Below are 17,681 nucleotides of genomic sequence, written 5' to 3' on the forward strand. Positions count from 1 at the left end.
GATGATCAATCCACCCGCGGAAGAAGAACGAAGAGGCCAATGACATCCGGCGGCAAGAGCGCCTTCACGGAATAACTTCCACGCGCGCCCGAGGCTTCGCGGACACGTCGGTGGTCGGCGAGCAGGGCCTGCGCGCGCCGCTCGGCGAAGGCGTCGAGATCGCTGCGTCGCGAGGGGAGCTGCTGGAGGGCTTGCGTGACAGCACGTTCGCGCACGTGGGCCGGCGGATCGCCGAGCGGCTCCGGGGCGAGGAGCGCGAGCGCGTCCGTTCCTTCCAGCCACGTGAGCGTCTGCGTCCCGCTCCACGCCAGCGCGGTGGCCTCCTCGACGAGAAGCGTGGACGTGCGTCCCGCCCTCTGCGTGACGAGCTGATGCCGGAGGCGCAGGAGCGCGACCGTCGTGCGGCCATTCACGCCCGATGCGATCCAGCACCCCCCACGACCGAGCACGCCGGGATCACTCGAAGCCCCGTCCGTGCTGTTCGCGAGCGTGCGCTCGAGCAGCGTCTCGGCGAGGACGGAGACGAGCGGATGGCTGCGCTGTACGGGCCGGCAATGCGGCGGAGGCGGATACGCGAAGTCGATGAGCATCGTGCCGGAGATCCCCTCCGCGTCGAGCCGCTCGCGTACGTCCTCGGGCAGAGCTCCGAGCGGAGCCTTGAAGCCACGTTTCAAGGACTGAAGCCCTGCGCCAAGGCGGGCGAGGGCGCGCGTCGTGAATCGTTGCACGTCCTCACGACCGCCGATCGCCGCGAGGCTCTTGTGCCATTCCGGTAAAACCTCGCTCGGTTTGAGTCTGTGCTGGGCGAACACCGTGCGACTGCGCTTGGCTTTTTCCGCGGCGTCCCGCCAGCTCTTGTCGAGGGCGCGCGCCTCCACGGTCTCGCCGAAGTCGAACGTCAGTTGCCGCTTTTCCTTGCGCTGACGGAGCAAGACGGCGCGCATGAGCGCCTGCGTCAACGTGTGTCCGTCGTCAGGGAGCGGCACCGGCACGCCGAGTTCGTCGCCGATCTTCTTGGCCTTACGCAGGATGACTTCGAGCACGGCTCCATCCACGGGGTTGTTCGCGCCGTAGATGAGCGTCGCCCGAACGACGTCGCGCTCCTGACCGAAGCGATCGACGCGGCCTTCGCGCTGTTCGTGGCGGGTCGGGTTCCAGGAGAGATCGTAGTGGATGACGGCGTCGAAGTAGTCCTGGAGATTGATGCCCTCCGACAAACAATCCGTTGCGATCAGCAGGCGTCGCTCCGCGTCGCCCAGCAGCTCGACCTTTTCTTTGCGTTCGTCGGACGTCAGCTCTCCGGTGACGACGTCGAGCGTGACCCCGGGGAAACGGCCCTTCAGGCTCTCGCCGAGGTAATGGGCGGTCGCGATGTATCGGCAGAAAACCACGGGATTGAAGCTGTCGGCGATGAGCTGGCCGAGGTGGTCCGAAAGGAGCTTCAGCTTCGGATCCCCCTTCTGCTCGGCGAGACGCGTGGCTTCCTCGATGAGCTTCGCGAGCGCGGGATCGTCCGTGGCTGCGGGCGGCTCGACGTCGTCGTCGGGTAGAGCGTCGGCCCGGCCGTCGAAGATGCGGTCTTCGAGCGCTTCCTCTTCTGCCTCGTTCGCATCGAGACCCGCGCGCGTGCGCAGCGCCTGGACCGCTGCCGCGGGGCTCGACGAGACGCAACGCATAAGCGCGAGCGTGCCCCAGAAGTTCAGCCGCTGTCGCCGTTCGTCGCCCCCGGCCGAGTCCACGACCGCCGCGCAGTAGTCGAGCACGGACTGGAAAAACCTGTCCCACTGGCCAGTGAGCTGGTACGTCAGCTCCTTGATCTCACGGCGCGGGAAGAGTTTGCCCTCCTTCCACTCGTCGATGTCCGGCCGGCGACGCTGCACGAAGTGCCGGGACAGGAGGTCACGAAGCCGTTCTCGCCCCTCGCCCGTCGCACCTTCGAGCCCCAGGAGCTCGCGATCGAGGAGCCCGAGCAAGCGGTAAAACGCCGCTTCGTCCCCGCTGTGCGGTGTCGCCGTGAGCATCACCAGGTGGCGGCTTTTGCCCTCGACCAGATCACGAAGCAGCTCGTAACGCTGATGGCGCCCCGCGCCCGTAGCCGTGCAGGTGTGTGCTTCGTCGACGATGACGAACTCAGGGCAAGCGCGGAGGAACTCGGCGCGGCGGCGCTCGCTCTTGATGTAGTCGAGGCTAACGACGGTGTGCGGATGCGCCGAGAAGATGCTTTCACTCGGCGGAAGGTAACGTTCGAGCCGACTCGCGCCAGCGGCCGTGACCGAAACGGCGCGGATGTGGAAGCGTGAATCTAGCTCCGTGACCCATTGGTCGACGAGATGTGGCGGGCAGAGGACCGTCATCCGCTCGATCTCACCGCGGTCGAGGAGCTCCCTCGCGATGAGGGCGGCCTCGATGGTTTTCCCGATGCCAACGTCATCCGCGATGAGCAGCCGGATCGGGTCGAGCTTCAGGGCCATGAGCAGCGGCACGAGCTGATAGGCCCGGGGCTCGACGGCGATCTGGCCAAAGCCGCGGAAGGGTCCAGCACCTCGCCGGAGGGACAGGAGCAACGCATCCCGGAGCAAGAGGGCCGCGTCGTGGCCTGCCTTCTGCTGGGTATCGGGCGGCGGGAAGGACGCCTCGGTGACCGGATCCGCCTCGAGCGCGAGGTGAATCCAGGTCTGGTCATCCTCGGACCCCGAGATGGGGCGAACACGAAGCGTTTCCGCATCGCTGCCGGTGAGAATGATCCACTCCCTGCCGCGTGCACGGACGAGGGTGCCAGGGCTATACGTCGTCATGGTCAATCTCCGCGCCCCAGCGCCTGCGCGAGACGGGCGAAAACATCAGGCCAGGCCGCTTCGGATTCATCGAACGTGATCACCTCGAACCCCTGATCTTCCAGCTTGGCCGCGGTCGAGGCCGGGAGCGCCTCCAGGGATGCCACGACGTAATGGCTCCGCCAAACCAGAGGAACCGATACGTCGCCATCCGTGAATGGTTGGCCGTCGTGCGGGGGGATGCCTTTCTGGCGGGCCATGTCGAGCCACCGCGTGAGCGAGGAGTCAGGCGGGCCAGCGGGGCGCGAGCTCGGTCTCCTCGCGACGGGCGCGGTGACGATGGTGGTGCGGGCGCGTGCGAGGCGGAGGAGGAGCTTCCGGGCGAGCTCGTCGCGACGATCGATCTGCTCGTGATCCGGCTGGTTGTAGTACGACATCAGGCAGCGGTAGCAGGCGGCAACGCAGGCGGTGTCGGCCACGTCGGTAAGCGCGTGGGGGTCGCCCGGCACGTCGGCGTCCTCCCGTAGGTCGAAGTGCATGATGCGGAGCGCCTGACGCGCGACCTCCGCGATTTTCCCAGCCTCGGCCACGAGCCGCGTAAGTACGCCCGCGCCGCCCTCGGCGGCCTCGTAAAGCAAGAAGCCATGTCTTTCATCACGCGTGGGCATGGGCTCCGCGAGGACTTCGCCTTGCTCGAGCTGGAACACGGATTCGATGCCGCGGAGGAGTGCGTGCTGGAGTGTAGCCGCCGTGATGAGCGAGAGGCCATCCGAGGCGATCTGGACCAGCAGGGCATTTTTATGGTCCTGCACGCAGGGCACGATGCGCTGCTTGGCCGCGGACGTGGGATCGGGCTCCCCGTCCTCGTCCTCGTTGCGTGCCCAGTAGCCGCTGACCGGGTCGATCATGAACCCGAAGACGCTCCGGTCGGCCCGGCGACGCAGGCCCTTGTTGATCCGGGTGATCGTCGCGCCGGGGCCGTAGGTGACGCGGACAACCTCGCCGTTTTCGTCGATCGCTGCGCCCTTGCGTACGTCGGGCTCGTGATCGCGGATGGCCCACTCGAACGTCGTCTGGAGCTCGAAGCCCTGGCGCTGCCGCTCCTCGTCGTTCGCCGTGATCCGCTCCGCCGGCAGCGTGGATACGTTCTCGATCCGATATGTGTGATTCACGACGTCTGACTTGCCGAGCGGAGCCCCGCAGGCGTGGCAGCTCGACGCGTCGTCCTTGAAATGCCCGGCCCCGCAGCTCCGGCAAATGTAGAGGGCCTTCGTGGGCAGCTTGGCGTCCGCGCCCGCGCTGCGGTGGCCGATGGCGAGCATGGCACGCACAACGCGGAAGGCGCGCCCCTCGTGGTAGACGAGGCTGCGCGGGCCGAACTCCGAGAGCGCGAGGAAACGCGGACGCTGGAGGTATGTTTGTCGTCCGCGACCATCGTTCGTGGCGGGTATATATGCCATGAGCGGCAAGCGAGGGAAGTTGTAGCCAGGTAGAAACCCCTCGGTCGCGAGATACCGATACGTGTAGAAGTCGCTCGAGTTCTGGTCTTTTCCTTGCTGAAGCAAATCTAGCTGATCGATCGCCTGCGCGTGCCGGCTCTTCGCCGTGCGTTTTTCCTGCGGCGGCGCCGAATAGTCGTCCATGATGCGCCGTGCCGCGTCCCGTTGCTGTTCAGCAGCGGCGAAGAGATCACGCCACCGGTCGAACGCCTTCCCGAACCGATCGAGCGCCGTACTGGCGACGGTAGCGGCGAAATCGTCGATTCCCGGATACCAGGGCGCGAACTCTTCGGTCAGGTCCTCTTCGAGGAGCGCGAGGACGCGTTTGATACGCTCCGTCGCTTCCTGTACGACGTGCGGCCGTGCCATGGGCTCGCGTACCTCTTCGCGGAGGGGGCGCGCAGGATCGGAAAGACGTAGGAGCTGCGAGATCGAAGGATCGAGTGGTTCTTCGGTGCACGCGAGCCATACGGCCTGAAGATGGCTCTCCACGAGATCACGATTGGCAAGGTCGAGTAGCGGCGGACGCACTTCGCCGTGCACCATGGCCTTCGGATCGCGGAAGAAGTATTGATCGTGGGGGCTCTGCGAGGAGCAATAGGTGAGCACGAGAGCGGCCTGCCCGCTGCGGCCCGCGCGCCCACTGCGCTGCGCGTAGTTCGCGGGCGTCGGCGGCACGTTGCGCAGGTGCACGGCGTTCAGGGTCGAGATGTCGACGCCGAGCTCCATCGTGGGAGAGCAGAAGAGGACCGGGAGGAACCGATTCGCCTCGTCGGCATCGCGGAGCTCCTTCTGCATGCCCGCGAGCTCGCTCTGCTCCTTGTCGCCAAAGCGAAACCGTTTCTCGCGGATCTTCCGTTTTTCACCGTCGACCTGCGCCGTGTGCTCGCGCGCCTCGAATCCAAAAAGCGGATGCTGCGGGTCCCGGAGCATGCGGGCGAGGTTCTCGTAGTGGTTGACGAAGAACTTGTTTTCCTCGGGGCGCGCGTGGTCGGCGTTCGGCTTGCTCTTGCGGAAAATGATGCATCCCTCATTGAGCTTCCAGCCGTCCGCGTCATCAAAGGGCGTCACTTCCTTCGTGACGAGACCGAACTCCGAGGCTGCTTCGAGCAGTGCCTTGACAAGCAGGTCGAAATCCTTCGACTTCAGGTCACGAATGGCCGCGGACCTCCAAAGTGCCGGCGAGCGCAGCTTCTTTCCGAGCGCGCTCCGCGACCCGCTTCGGACGATCAGGTCTTCATCCCGGAGGGTCATGTCGCGGCGCTTGGGAGGGGTGAGCAGGAGCCATCGGGCACGACGCGGCTTCTCGTCGCGGCTGAAGCCCCACGGCGCGCGGAGCCACTGATGGGATTTGGCGAGCAGTTGCTCGATGACCGTCGCATCGAGGACGTGGCTCCGTATCGCCATTCCCTGGCGGAGATAGTCGAAGAGCTGGACGTAGACCTTCGTGCGCACCTCGGGCGACGCGTAGCGGAGGATCTCGGGCGCGTTCGCGAAGTACGAGGCGTCCCCCGCCAGCTCGTCGAGCCCACGATAAGCGACCTCCACCAGCTCGAGCTGCTCGAGGTTGGGATTCGTGTAGCGCCATCCGCGGCGTTGGTCGAACCATACACGGTACGCGAGCACCTTGCGGAGTGTATCTTCCGCGTCCATCAGATTGATCCCCTTGAGCGCAGGGTCTTGCAGCCACTCGGCGCGGATCTCGGGGCTCTTCCGCTCGAACCCGAGCGCCTTCTGCTGCGCGAGCCCCAACTCCTCGCTTCGCAGTCCGTTCTCTCCCGCGACCTCAAGCGCGCCGAGGAACCCCGCCCGGACGAGGCTCACGAAGAGGAAGTCGTTGAAATGCCCCGCCTGGAGCGCGGCGTCCTGCCGGTTGTCCGTGAAGCCGAGGAGCTTGCGCGTGTACCGGTCGAGTCCCGAATCACCGGCGTGCATCCAGCGGAGCGCGCTGCCGACGAGGATGGTAGTCGCGGAGCTTCGGCCTTCGGCGGACAGGGCTGCGAGGCGGGTGCGGTCCTTCGCCGCGCTGGTTTGAACCTCGCCGCAACGCAGACAGAAGCGGAACTTGCCGGGCATGAACCAGGCGCGGATGCCCGAACCGACCTTGCCCGTGGGCTCGACGAAGAACTCCTGGGCCCGCGCGGCCCGGTAATGGGACTTGATGCGCGGATTGCCGGCAGCATCGTAATCGAGCCACGTCTCCGGGTAATCCGTTACTTGGTTCTCGAACGTGAAATCGGCATCGGCTGCGTGCGGCGTGAGGAAGCCGAAGATGTCGCCTTCGTTCTGCGCTTCGGTCTCGGCCTCTCCGCCCTTGGATTCGTCCTCGTCGGGGCGCGTGGGAGGGGCGTCCTCGATGTCACGAGCCAGGATCCGCTTCTCCCCTCCCTCCGCCACCAGACGCACGGGGTGGTACTCGTGCCCGCAGTCGCGGCAGAAGTGCACAGGATACAGCCGCTTTTCGGGGGCGTCTGGCGAGAACTGCTGCCCATCGACCGTGACCGTACGAACCCCGGGCTTCTCGATAGTGGCGAAAGCATTGCCGGCGCCCGAGATGAACTGGTGAAGCTTGAAGGCGAAGAAGCTGCGCTGGCTCGCGTTCGGGTCGCCGGTGCGATCCCTCTCCGACTGGCTGGAGATAAGGAGCAGATCTCGGAGGGCAGTGCGGCACGCCGCGGGATCGCGGCCGGACTCCTCGGCGAGAGCCTCCACGGCCTGCGTGACGGTGCGCGGACGGGCGCGGATCCAGCGCTGATCGGGATCGGAAAAGGTGATGCCGAGGCTGGTTTCAACCCAGATGGCGAGCGGATGGGAGCGTAATGCGGCGTCAGTGATGTTGCGGAGAATGCCGGCGTCGATTGCTGCGCCGAGCTGCGGGCGAACCTTGACGGCGTCCTTCGAGCGATCCGTGGCGCGATCGAGGTACTCGACGATGACGTTGCTCTCGGGAATGTCGGTCGAGAAAAGCTTTGACGCGATGCGCGCGACGACGCGGCTCTTGTCCTCCAAGGTGCCTTCACTCGCCATGGTCGCGGAGGTGCCGATGCATTGAAGCCGCTCGGGCGAGAGACGCTCGCGCACGCGCCGCACGAGGAGCGCGACGTCCGCGCCCTGCCTGCCGCGATACGTGTGCAGCTCGTCCAGCACGAGGAATCGCAAACCGGCGCAATTTCCAATGACGCGTCGATCGATGTCATCCTGCCGGGTCATTAGGAGCTCGAGCATCATGAAGTTCGTGAGCAGGATGTCCGGGGGGTTTTCCGAGATCCGGCGCCGCGTGTCAGCGTCCTCCTGCCCCGTGTAGCGTTCGAAGGTGATTGGCTTCTCCCCGGCAACGTTGTTGACGAACTTGTCGAGCTCTTCGAGCTGGCTGTTGGCCAGCGCGTTCATCGGGTAGATGATGATGGCCCGCGTACGTCGAGGTCCGCCGCGTCGCTTCTCGGCGAGCACGGCATTGACGATGGGGATGAAGAAGCAGAGAGATTTGCCCGACCCGGTGCCCGTGGTGACGACGTAGCTCTCGCCGTCGTAAGCGAGCGCGATGGCTTGCTTCTGGTGCTCGTGGAGCAAGAGGGGTCCGCCGCCGGCCCGAAAGATATCGGCGCACCCGGGCTCGAGCAGCCCGGAGGCGACGAGGTCGGTGATGGACGCACCGCGCTGGAAGTTGGGGTTGATCTGGATGAGCGGCTCGGGCCAGTAGCGCTCCTGTGCGTAGATCGCCTCGACCCGTAGCCGGATGTCCTCGGCGTGGATGGTCGTGAACGAGGTGGCGAAGCGCTTGTACTCGTCGATGACGGCGTCACGGAGGGAGAAGACGTCCATGGGTCTGGGCGGTCAGCAGAGGTGGCTCATGGCGCGGAAGAGGCGCCTCGAAAGGGGCACGGCAGGTTACGCCAGGTGCTGGGAACGTTACAAGAGGATCATCCCTAACGTGCCGTCGATCCCGGAGAGCTGGGCGCGGCGTTTTTCCCCTCGCGAGCGATGGGCCCACCTCGACGCGCTGCGCGCGCTGATGGCACGTCGAGACTTCCTCCCCCCTCTTCACTACTTCCCATCCACGCCGAGCCCGAACACCCCGAGCGCCGCAAGGGCGACGAGCCCCGCCAAGCTCCCCACCTGGCGCACCCCAAACTGCACGATTTTGATGTCCTCTCCGTAGAAGAATCGCAAGATCTTCTCGCAATCGAGCCCATGGTCACCGAGCCAGTGCGCTCCGTTCTGGCTCAGGCATCCTCGATTTCCGGGATGTGTCGTCAGAGCAAGCCGCGTCGGAATCACATCGGCGCCGCTCCGTCCAAAGTTATACGTCACGTATTTTTCCGTGCCGGACGCATCCAGCTCCCGCGAGCCATCCTCCCGCCACGGTGCACCCGCGACGTGATTCGCCAGAATCAACTTGCCCCCGTACCGCATCACGAACCCCCTGGTCCGCTGCGCTGCCGCCACGCATTCCTCGCTCGCGCGCCGCGCGAACGCCTGGAACATCGCCCCATTCTTGATCGGCGTCACTCGCCCGAGTGTCGGATGATCCCGCATCGCCCGCAGCACGAACGTCCTCGCCGCGATCACGATCGCGGCCTTCGCCTCCGGGTGCGCGTGCAGATGCTCCCCGGCGCACACGCGCGGCAGATACTCCTCCTCGAGCGAAAGCCACCCCTCGACCGTGAGAATCCGCTCCGGCGCCTCCTCGAGCTCAGCATGCGCCACCGGCACCCACATGGGCTCGCGCAGCTTCCGCGCCATCTCTCGCTTTCGCTCCCAGAGCACATCGGGCGGCGGCATGGGCAACCACCTACGCCACTTCAGCGCCTCGGCGACCGCGCCGATCTCGCCCCACTTCAACGCTTTCGCTGTCACCGTCTCCCTGTACAGCCGGCGCAACGCGTCCGGGACCGGCCATGCGATCTGAGCAACGACTGCCTGAACGGCCTGCAGTTCGGGCGGCGTAATCCCTTGCGACCTCACTGCGAGGGGCCATGCATTCAGAATCTCGGAGCGCAGTCCTGCAGGATCCACGAGTCCCTCCGTTCAAGACCGCGGTCGCATCGGCTGCGGCTTGGGTACTTGCCCCTCGGGAAGCCCTGGCCACGGCCAAACGATCTCGGGGGACGGCTGACGCCGACGACTGGCTACACGCAGCAGGGCGGCCCGCTCACGCAGTGCATTCCCAGCAAGTACACGGCCATGCGCTTCCAGCTCTCGAGCCGCCTCCAGCAGCATCAAGGGGCGCGTCTCATACTGGAAGTGGACCTGAGCGTAAAATTGCTCCGCTTGGGACATCCCCAGATCGAACGGCAGCAGAAGGGTGGCCGCACGATCCCGCATCGCCTGCGCAGCGACAGGCAGTTTCGCGGATTCGTACTCCTTGGCCCACCGCAGGATCTGGCCGAGATCGTAACTCGCGGCCTTGACCATGAGATCGAGCGCCGCGGTGCCTTGAATGGCGTTCTCATGGTGGAGCCCTGGGTTCTTCTGGTACCCCTCGCTCCCGAGCACATCGAGATCGTCATACCACGGCTCAATGGGCAACGATGCCCCCGAAGGCTTCGGTATCCACGGCGACACGATCTCCGGCGCCGAGACGACTCTCCGACGTGCGATCCGGAGGAGCGCAACTCGGTCCCGGAGGACGTTTCCTGCGGCTCTGTATCCCATGGCCTCGTATTCTTTGGCGGCCTCGATGAGCAGCGCGGGACGCGTCTCGTCCATCAGGAGCCATCGAACCATGGGTTGCTTGTCTGCCGGCATGTCGAGCGGCACCGTGAGCGCATGTGCGCGGTCACGTAGCGCCTGCGCAGCATAGGCGTGCCCCGCCTTCTCGAAGGTGTTCACCCAAAAGAGAATAGACGGGAGATCGGTTAAATGCTCGATGAAGGTTCGGAACGCGCCCCGCCAGCTTGGATTCATGCCGGGGTCGAGGTGGATTCCAGGCGTGCTCTGATAATAGTCGCTACCAAGCACGTCCAGATCGTCGTACCACCGTTCGTTGGGCAGCCACTTATCCATCCGTACCTCCCGACTCGGTCAAACCGGATCATGCGCCACCACGAGGATGCCGCACTCCCCCGTCGTGGAGTTGCCCGGGTGCAACCACACCCGTGCCTTCGCTCTGCCGTCGTCGCTCTCGAACCGAAACGACCACTGCGCCACACGGCTCGGGTATCTCGCGACCGCCATGATCTGCCGCTTGTGAACGAGGGGCCCGATCACGACCACGGGCAGATCGGCCTGGATCGGGTCGGGCCCCAACACATCATCCCGCAAAGTAAGCGTGGCAGAGACGCGCCAGCGTGGAGCCGGGTCTTCTCCATCGAGAGGAGGCTGCTCCATGATGATGACGCAATGGTTCGACGGTCCACGATTTGGATCCGTCTCGACCACGTTCATCGCCTTTTCGCTGTCGATCTCTGCCACGCTCATATCATCACCGTTTCTTCGCTAAGGGGACATCACGCCGAAATGGCCTGGGCCCGCTTCGCATGCTCGAAGCTCACGCCATTGAGCGAGAGCTGGACGTAGAGACCGATCTCCACCGGCTTCATCGGTCCCATGCCGCCGAGCTCGATGGGTTTGATCGGGAACGCGATGTCCTCGTGGACCATGATCACCGCGGAGAACGCGCCCTCCTCGCTCCGCTCGGGGTTGTCCGTGAAGATGTATCCATCGGGCACGGGCAACACGGGCGCACCGCCGGACGTGCGCGAGAGGCTCTTCACCTTCGTGTCCGGCACGTTGCGGAGGTGGTCGATGAGCACCTGCCGCGTCGTGCCATTCCCGCCGGTGCGGCGCTTGTCCCAATTGAAGAACAAGACGCCCGAGCGCCGGAGCGCGCGGTAGAGGAGGTTCTCGCCGGAGAAGTCGTGGAAAATCTCCTTCGGCAGGAACGCGCCCGCGTCATCCCACAACCACGCCCGGCCCAGGAGGACGGATTCGGCGGCGCCGACGTTTGGAATCTGCGCGATGTCGTTCGCGTCGTACCGCACGCGCAGGCCGGCCTCCTGCATCGTAATCGAGCGGATGAGGAAATCCTGCTCGTTGTAGGTGTTCTTCGAGGGGCGTTGCAGGTTGGTCAGGTTCGTCGTCACCTGCCCGGCCACGGTGCCGAGGAACGTGATGTCGTCGCCGACCGCGCGCTCGAAGAACTTGTATTGCCCCGCGGGGATGCGGCAATAGGCGTTCTTCGCCGTGCCCTCGCAGATGCAACGGATCTCGGCCACGGCATAATAATGGCCCTCTTGGCGAACGACGAAGGGCTCGCCCTTCCGCTTCCACTTGTCGAAGAGCTGTTGCGTCCCGGCCTGGGGCGGGATCATGTTGGGCGGGAGTTGCAACCGCGGCGCACTCGGCGCGCGCTTCTTCACCTTCGCCTGCACCTTCTTCGCTCCGACGCGCTGTCCGCGCTTCCGGGCACGCATCTGGAGAGCGCGTGCCTCCTCGAGCGAGATCTGGTGACGGCCCCGCTTCTGGAACGTACGGATGTCGCCGGTGTCGCCGTCCTCCGCCTCGAGTTCGGCGCCTGCGACCTCGTCGTCGTCGTCGTCGGGGCCGGCGGTGTCGTCGAAGTCCAGGTCGTCGCCGGGAGCCGCGGTTTCATTCTCCGCGTCCAAACGATCGAAGACATCGAGAATGCTCTGCACCTTCCCGGGATCGATGTTGTGCGTCATATATTCTTCTCCCTATCGTTCACGCCGCGCGCCGAAACGCGGGCGACTGCATGAAGCGTTGCGCGAACTGGTTCACCGGCGCGAGCTGCTCGCGCGAGATGCGCACGATCTGGCCGTCGGGCGCCTGCACCCAGAGCCCACCGTCGGGCGTCGGGAGCATGTTGATGGGCGCCCCGCCTCCGAGCGGCGCGCCCGTCTCCTTCTTCGGCGCGAGCTGCTGCTTCGGCGCGGGCGGCAGCTGCTGCTGCGCGGGCTGCGCCTGCACTTGCTTCGAATGCGCGGCGTACGCGAGCGCGAAAAGGGCGCCGCCCACGGCGAGCACCGCAGCCGCATAGGGGTGGCCTCGCTTTTTCAGCATGTATCCGATCACCAGCGCCGCGACCGGCACCAGCCACCAGTGATCCTTCGCCTCCTTGCTCTGCTTCAAATCATCGAGATTCGCGAGAAAGGCGACGATCCCGCCCACGATGGCCATATAGAGGACGCCCTTCCCAGCAGTTCGCGCCATGTGCCGGCGTCGCTCCATACGCTGGATTTTCTCCAGCTTGTAGCGCGGGACCGCGACCAGGCTCCGGTCCACGCGCACGGTACTTTCTCGGTTGTTGGATGGCATTGTCTCAGTTCCTCCGTTGCGGGTTGTTGAGGACGTACAGGGAGACCATCAAAAGCATGCCCAGCGGCAGCAGCGAAGCCGTCGCAGAGCGAGCGAATTCCGTTGCCCCCTCGAACGGTGTCGGAAGGGGCCTGCGTTGCAGGGTCGCGAGCTTGCGCTGCGTGTCTTCGAGCGAGACGAGGAGCTGGCGCTCCGTCTCGTCGAAGGGCAGCTCGCGCCCTGCAATGCGCTCGCGCTCGACGTGCATGGAGAGCACCTCGATCGCGCGCGCCTGCGTGGACAGCATGCGTTTCGTGACCTCGTCGTCGAAGTTCACGGCGTGAACGGACTCGCCCACGACGTTGCCCAGATAGGCCGCGGCAAGGGCGGAGGCCGTCGCGAGGAGGACGATGAGCAGCGGCGCAGCGCCCGTCTCGAATTCGCCGCTGCCCTTCTCGGACTCCTCGGTCACGATGTCCGAACGCGCGAGCACGTTGCGGGGCGCGAGAAGCACGAGAGTACGTGCAATCGCGGAGCCCGCAGCGTTGCGGTCCGGCGTGCTGTAAAGATGCGGCCCGAGCTCGCCCAGCGTCCGCGGCTCCGCAGAGAGCGGCGCCACCTGGAGGGAGAGCAGGACGAACGCACGGAAGACCCGCGCGAGCGCCTTCTGGTCGAGCTCGAGCCAAGCTTCTCGCTTCGCAACCTCCAGCGAAGCGAGGGACATTTTCGCGATTTGTCCGTCACGGTGATACCACCGGAAGAACATGGGGACCGGGGCCCGGTCCTGTTCTTGCTCCTGCTTTTGCTGCCACCATTTCCACCACCAAGAGGGGAGGAAGAACAACGGCATGACGAACCCCTTTCTGACTACGTGAACGCCAGGCCGGCTCCCAGAAGTGCGAGCATCGGCATCAACGACGTATCGTTGCCTGCGGTCTGCGAGCCATCGTCCGGGGTATACGTCACCACAGGCGGCTGCTCGTCGTTGTCATCCGTCGACGGCGGGAACCAGGGAGCCGGAACCGGCACGGGCGCCGGGTACGGCACGGGAGCCGGCATCGGATAAGGTCCGGGCGACTGCTGTTGAGCGGGCGGCGCCGACTTGAGGTACTGCGATCGGCTGCGAAGCGCCTGCGCAGCCATGGGGTACCCCATGGCCTCGTATACGTTCGCGGCCCAGTCGAGAGAATCGGCGCGCGTCTCGTTCTGGAGAATGCTCCGAACGATCTGCCGCAGGTCCTCGGGCATGTGCGAATCGAGAACCGCCGCGAGTGCGACCGCTCTGGCGCGGCATGCTTGTCCGGCCAAGGGATAACCCATGGCGTCGTACATGTTCGCGCCCATGATGAGGGCATCGACGCGCGTCTCGTTTTGCAGGATGTGGCGGAGGATCTGCCGCTGATCCTCGGGCATGTGCGTGTCGAACGGTGGGGAGGCCGAGCTCGGCGCCGTCTGCCCCGTCGGCGCAGGTGCGGGCGCCGGGGCCGAGGTCGTCGAGATGTTCGGTATATTGGGCATCGCCAACCATGGCGGCAGGTTGGGGAACGGGAACGGAAACGGCGCAGGAGCTGGCCCTTGCTGCGGAGCCGGTTGCGGCTGCTGTTGCTGCTGCGGCGCCGGTTGCTGTTGCTGCTGCGGCGCCGGCTGCTGCTGTGGTTGCTGCCCCGGGACTTGACCCCACGGCCATCCCCACGGCCACCCCCACGGCCAGCCGTAGGGCCATTGCTGCGACTGCTGGGGTTGCTGCGGTTGTTGCTGCTGCTGGGGCGCCGGCTGCTGTTGCTGTTGGGGCGCCGGCTGCTGTTGCTGTTGGGGCGCCGGCTGCTGCTGCGGTGCCGTCTGGCCGGGAATTGGAAACGGCGGCCATGGGTAATTGGGCGGCCATCCCGGCGGGGGCGACTGCGGAAACGGGAACTGCGGCGCCGTCTGGCTCGGCTGCTGCTGCGGGGCCGGCTGTTGCTGCTGAGGGGCCGGCTGCTGTTGCTGCGGAACCGGCTGCGGCTGCTGCGGGGCCGGCTGTTGTTGCTGCGGAACCGGCTGCGGCTGCGGTGGGGTTTGGCCCGGAACCGGGAATGGAGGCCACGGGAGATTGGCCGGCCATCCCGGCGGAGGGGACTGCGGGAACGGGTACTGCTGCGTGGTCGGGCCCGGCTGAGGCGGCGACGGCACCTGCATTCCCGGGATCCCCGGATAACTGCTCGCGACCTGCTCGGCCTCTTTGATCGCAGCCATCGTGTCGTTATCGAGCACGCCATCCATGCGCAGCGGTCGCAGCGGTCGCTCGCGATTCCACCAGAGCTGAAACGACTGAATCGCCTGCACGGTGCGGGGCGTCATCGTCGAGGTGAAATCGTAGGTGTTGCCGAAGTCGCTCGGATTGATGGCCGCCGGGTTCCGCCGCCCCCAGCGCGCCAGCATGAGCTGCACCTGGAGGATGGCGCCCGGGTCCATCGTCGAGTTCTGCCCGGGACCGGGAAGCCCGGGACTCGGCGCCGGAGCAGGAGGCTGCGGCGTCGACGACGACGACGGCAATTGCGGCGTGCTCTGCGACGGAGGCGCCGCGCCGCTGACGGGAACCGCCAGCGGATTCTCCGGCCAATCGTCGGGAACGCCGAGCTCCTCGCCCGAGTGCAGCGACACGAAGTTCCCGTTCTTCACGGGCTTCTGCGGGTTCGCCGCGCGCAACTCGGAGAACCACTTCGGCCTTGCGCTCGCGCCGAGCTTCTTCGCGATCGAGAACGGCGAATCGCCCTGCTGAACGACATACTTGCGCGCCGTCGCCAGCGCACCCGTCTCGCGATCGTACACGAGCCACCCCGGCGGGATGTTCCATACCGGCGACGACTCCTGTTTGCCCGGGTTTGCCGCGAGCAGCTCGGCGACACGCTCGACCTGCCCGGTGAGCTTCTTCGTGACCCCGTGCGGGGTTTCTCCGGGCAACGCATGATACGTGCCCGTCGAGGGATCGACGCCGGAGACGTCCCGCGCGACGCTCACCGTACCGGAGGCGAGACGCAGGAGCCGCGGATCGAGGCTTTTGACGGTCGGGACGTCGCGGACGAGCATCTCCATGTATTCGCGCGGCAGTGGCGTGACCGACGTATGCCGCACGGGGCGCGGCCTCGGATCCGGAGCCGCGGTCTCGTTGTATTCCTCCTCGAACGCGTCGAGGACGGGCGGCTCGACTCTCCGCGCCTCCTCGAACTGCGGGGCCATCATTGGGAACGCGATCCGCGGTCGCGAGGGCGGCGGAAGCTGCGAAGGCGCGCGCGACGACGGAGGCGGAAGCCCTTGCGTCGGCAAGGTGCCGGCCGCGCGCCGGCGTCGGTACTCGGCAGGCCGATATACGCGCAGCGAAGCCTCCTCGGCATACGCAGGGTTCCCCGTGCGCCTCGTCATCTCCTGACCCTTCGCAAGGATCCGCCGCTCGTTTTGCGACAGCCGCTTCGGGCCTCGGGATGCCGGACCCGCCTGCGTCGTTTGCACCTTGACGAGGCGCTCGACGCCGCCGCCGACCACCTTTCCGAGGCCCGCACCGATGGCCGTGCCCGCGGGACCGACGAGGCTTCCAAGCCCCGCGCCCGCGAGCGATCCCAGGCTCTCCCCGAGGCTCCCGCCACTGGGCGAACCGTTGTTACTGCCCCCACCGCCAAAGAGCGATGCGAGCGTGTCCATGAAGTCGCCAGTGTCTTCGCCTGGCGCCTCTCCTTCGCCTTCCGGGTTGCCGGTTTCCCAGCCCCCGGAATCGTATGACAACGTGATGGCTTTCATCCCGTGCCTCCTTTGCGTTGTTGCGGTTTGTGTTCGTCGCGAGATGCGACCTCCTCGGTAGTCATGGGCCGCCGAGAGACCACGCGGGGACCGGGCGTCCACCTGCATTGTGTCACCTCGATGCAATCCGAATTCACGATTGCCACGGCGTCGAAGAAAGTTTCGACGTGCTGTGCGAGCTGAGGCCTCTGGTCGACGTACGACAGCACGAATCCCGTATCCGGCCTCATCGCGAGTTGCTCGATCAACGCTTTTTGCTCGGCAGGGCCGGATGCCCAACGCTCGAGCGAGTCGACGACGACCACAGCTCCACGGCGCATTTCGTTGCTCAGTACCTCCCGCCAGATGGTAGGCGGGTCGAGATCCTTGGCCTGACTCACGACGTCCAGCCGTGAAAAGCCGAAGGGTATATGGTCGACGAGTCCGAAGATGGCAGACGGGTTGCGTGCCGCATCCAACCAGTACGCGCCCTGACGCAGCGCCGGGACGATCTTGACGAGGAGCTCTGCGCAAAGCATCGCCATGCCCATCTCGGGACGGCCGACGATGAGCATTTTCGATCCCGGAACGACTCCGCCGAGTGCCTGGGCGAGGAGCGAGTTGATACGGAGGGGCTGTAGACTGGTGTTCATCCGGCACCTTCTTCCATCGCCATGGCAGGCCGAGGCACAACGCGGGGACAGAGTGTCCACCGACATTTCGTTACCTCGATGCTTTTCGGCTTCACGATGGCCGTAGCATCGACGTCATATTCGTTGCCGATGCGGCCCGCGAACTGCCCTGCCTTGTTGAAGTGTGAGACAACGAGCACCGTGTGCGGCATGGCAGAGAGTTGCTCGAGCAGTAGCGTTTGCTCCGCGACGCTCGTAGCCCAGCGCTGGAGCGAATCGATGATCACCACCGCGGCATAGGACGGAACCGCCTGCAGGGCATCACGCCAGCCGATCTTCGCACCGGCTTTCTGCCGGCGGCCCACGAGCTTGACCCGGCTCGAGGACGAACCGGTCCGCTGGAAAAGCTCCTGGACAAGCGTCTTGTTTTGCTCGCCGTCGAGCCAGTAGCCCTCCCCGTCTAGCTTCTCGGCGATCTGCGATGCGAGTTCCGCGCAGAGCGTCGATTTCCCCGCGCCCGGCGAACCGCCCACGAGGATCTTCAAGCCGAGGACCACGCCGCCAAGTGCCTCGGAAAGCACGGAGGAAAACTTCATGGGACGCAACCGCTCGAACGACGCGTCGAGGGAGTCAACCACGATGCCGGCCGGGGGCTCGTGCGGCTCGAGTTCCCAGCTGGACGCGCCGCACGAGCAGAACCCACCGCAAATTCGCGGCCTGCGGCGATGGCAGATGACACATCGAAGCGGCGGTAGGTACTTCTTCATGGC

At 65.8% G+C, this 17,681-nt stretch carries 11 protein-coding genes; all 11 read right to left on the reverse strand.

Annotation, left to right across the window (positions count from 1 at the left end):
- Positions 1 to 5: 5 nt before the first annotated feature.
- The 11 genes from KEG38_RS32170 to KEG38_RS32220 all read right to left on the reverse strand — a co-directional run bounded on the left by KEG38_RS32170 (position 6) and on the right by KEG38_RS32220 (position 17,678).
- Entirely contained in the window at positions 6 to 2,795 is a 2,790-nt protein-coding gene (locus KEG38_RS32170; RefSeq protein WP_272423800.1) for a DUF8741 domain-containing protein, read from the reverse strand.
- Positions 2,796 to 2,797: 2 nt separating this feature from the next.
- Positions 2,798 to 8,095, reverse strand: a complete 5,298-nt coding sequence (locus KEG38_RS32175; protein WP_272423802.1) for a DEAD/DEAH box helicase family protein — start codon at positions 8,093 to 8,095, stop codon at positions 2,798 to 2,800.
- Positions 8,096 to 8,317: 222 nt separating this feature from the next.
- Positions 8,318 to 9,130: a SpoIID/LytB domain-containing protein gene (locus KEG38_RS32180; protein WP_272423803.1), complete on the reverse strand. Its 813-nt coding sequence runs from the start codon at positions 9,128 to 9,130 to the stop codon at positions 8,318 to 8,320.
- Positions 9,131 to 9,301: 171 nt separating this feature from the next.
- A complete protein-coding gene (locus tag KEG38_RS32185; RefSeq protein WP_272423804.1) occupies positions 9,302 to 10,279 on the reverse strand; it encodes a hypothetical protein in 978 nt (325 codons plus the stop codon).
- Positions 10,280 to 10,297: 18 nt separating this feature from the next.
- On the reverse strand, positions 10,298 to 10,693 hold the full coding sequence (locus tag KEG38_RS32190) for a hypothetical protein (protein ID WP_272423805.1): 396 nt from the start codon (positions 10,691 to 10,693) through the stop codon (positions 10,298 to 10,300).
- 29 nt (positions 10,694 to 10,722) lie between these two features.
- Positions 10,723 to 11,937: a hypothetical protein gene (locus tag KEG38_RS32195; protein ID WP_272423806.1), complete on the reverse strand. Its 1,215-nt coding sequence runs from the start codon at positions 11,935 to 11,937 to the stop codon at positions 10,723 to 10,725.
- Positions 11,938 to 11,956: 19 nt separating this feature from the next.
- Complete coding sequence (locus KEG38_RS32200) at positions 11,957 to 12,445, reverse strand: hypothetical protein (protein WP_272423808.1); 489 nt, start codon at positions 12,443 to 12,445, stop codon at positions 11,957 to 11,959.
- Between the two features lie 109 nt (positions 12,446 to 12,554).
- Positions 12,555 to 13,253, reverse strand: coding sequence for a hypothetical protein (locus tag KEG38_RS32205; protein WP_272423810.1), 699 nt, complete (start codon positions 13,251 to 13,253; stop codon positions 12,555 to 12,557).
- Positions 13,254 to 13,396: 143 nt separating this feature from the next.
- Entirely contained in the window at positions 13,397 to 16,300 is a 2,904-nt protein-coding gene (locus tag KEG38_RS32210; protein ID WP_272423812.1) for a hypothetical protein, read from the reverse strand.
- On the reverse strand, positions 16,297 to 16,932 hold the full coding sequence (locus KEG38_RS32215; protein ID WP_272423813.1) for a hypothetical protein: 636 nt from the start codon (positions 16,930 to 16,932) through the stop codon (positions 16,297 to 16,299). Before KEG38_RS32215 ends, KEG38_RS32210 begins: the two co-directional genes overlap by 4 nt.
- Positions 16,929 to 17,678 carry a P-loop NTPase family protein gene (locus KEG38_RS32220; RefSeq protein WP_272423814.1) on the reverse strand — a complete coding sequence of 250 codons (750 nt, stop codon included), beginning with the start codon at positions 17,676 to 17,678 and terminating at the stop codon, positions 16,929 to 16,931. The genes KEG38_RS32215 and KEG38_RS32220 overlap by 4 nt, the downstream gene beginning before the upstream one ends.
- Between the last annotated feature and the right edge of the window lie 3 nt (positions 17,679 to 17,681).

The organism is Polyangium jinanense (assembly GCF_028435265.1).
Lineage (GTDB): Bacteria > Myxococcota_A > Polyangia > Polyangiales > Polyangiaceae > Polyangium > Polyangium jinanense.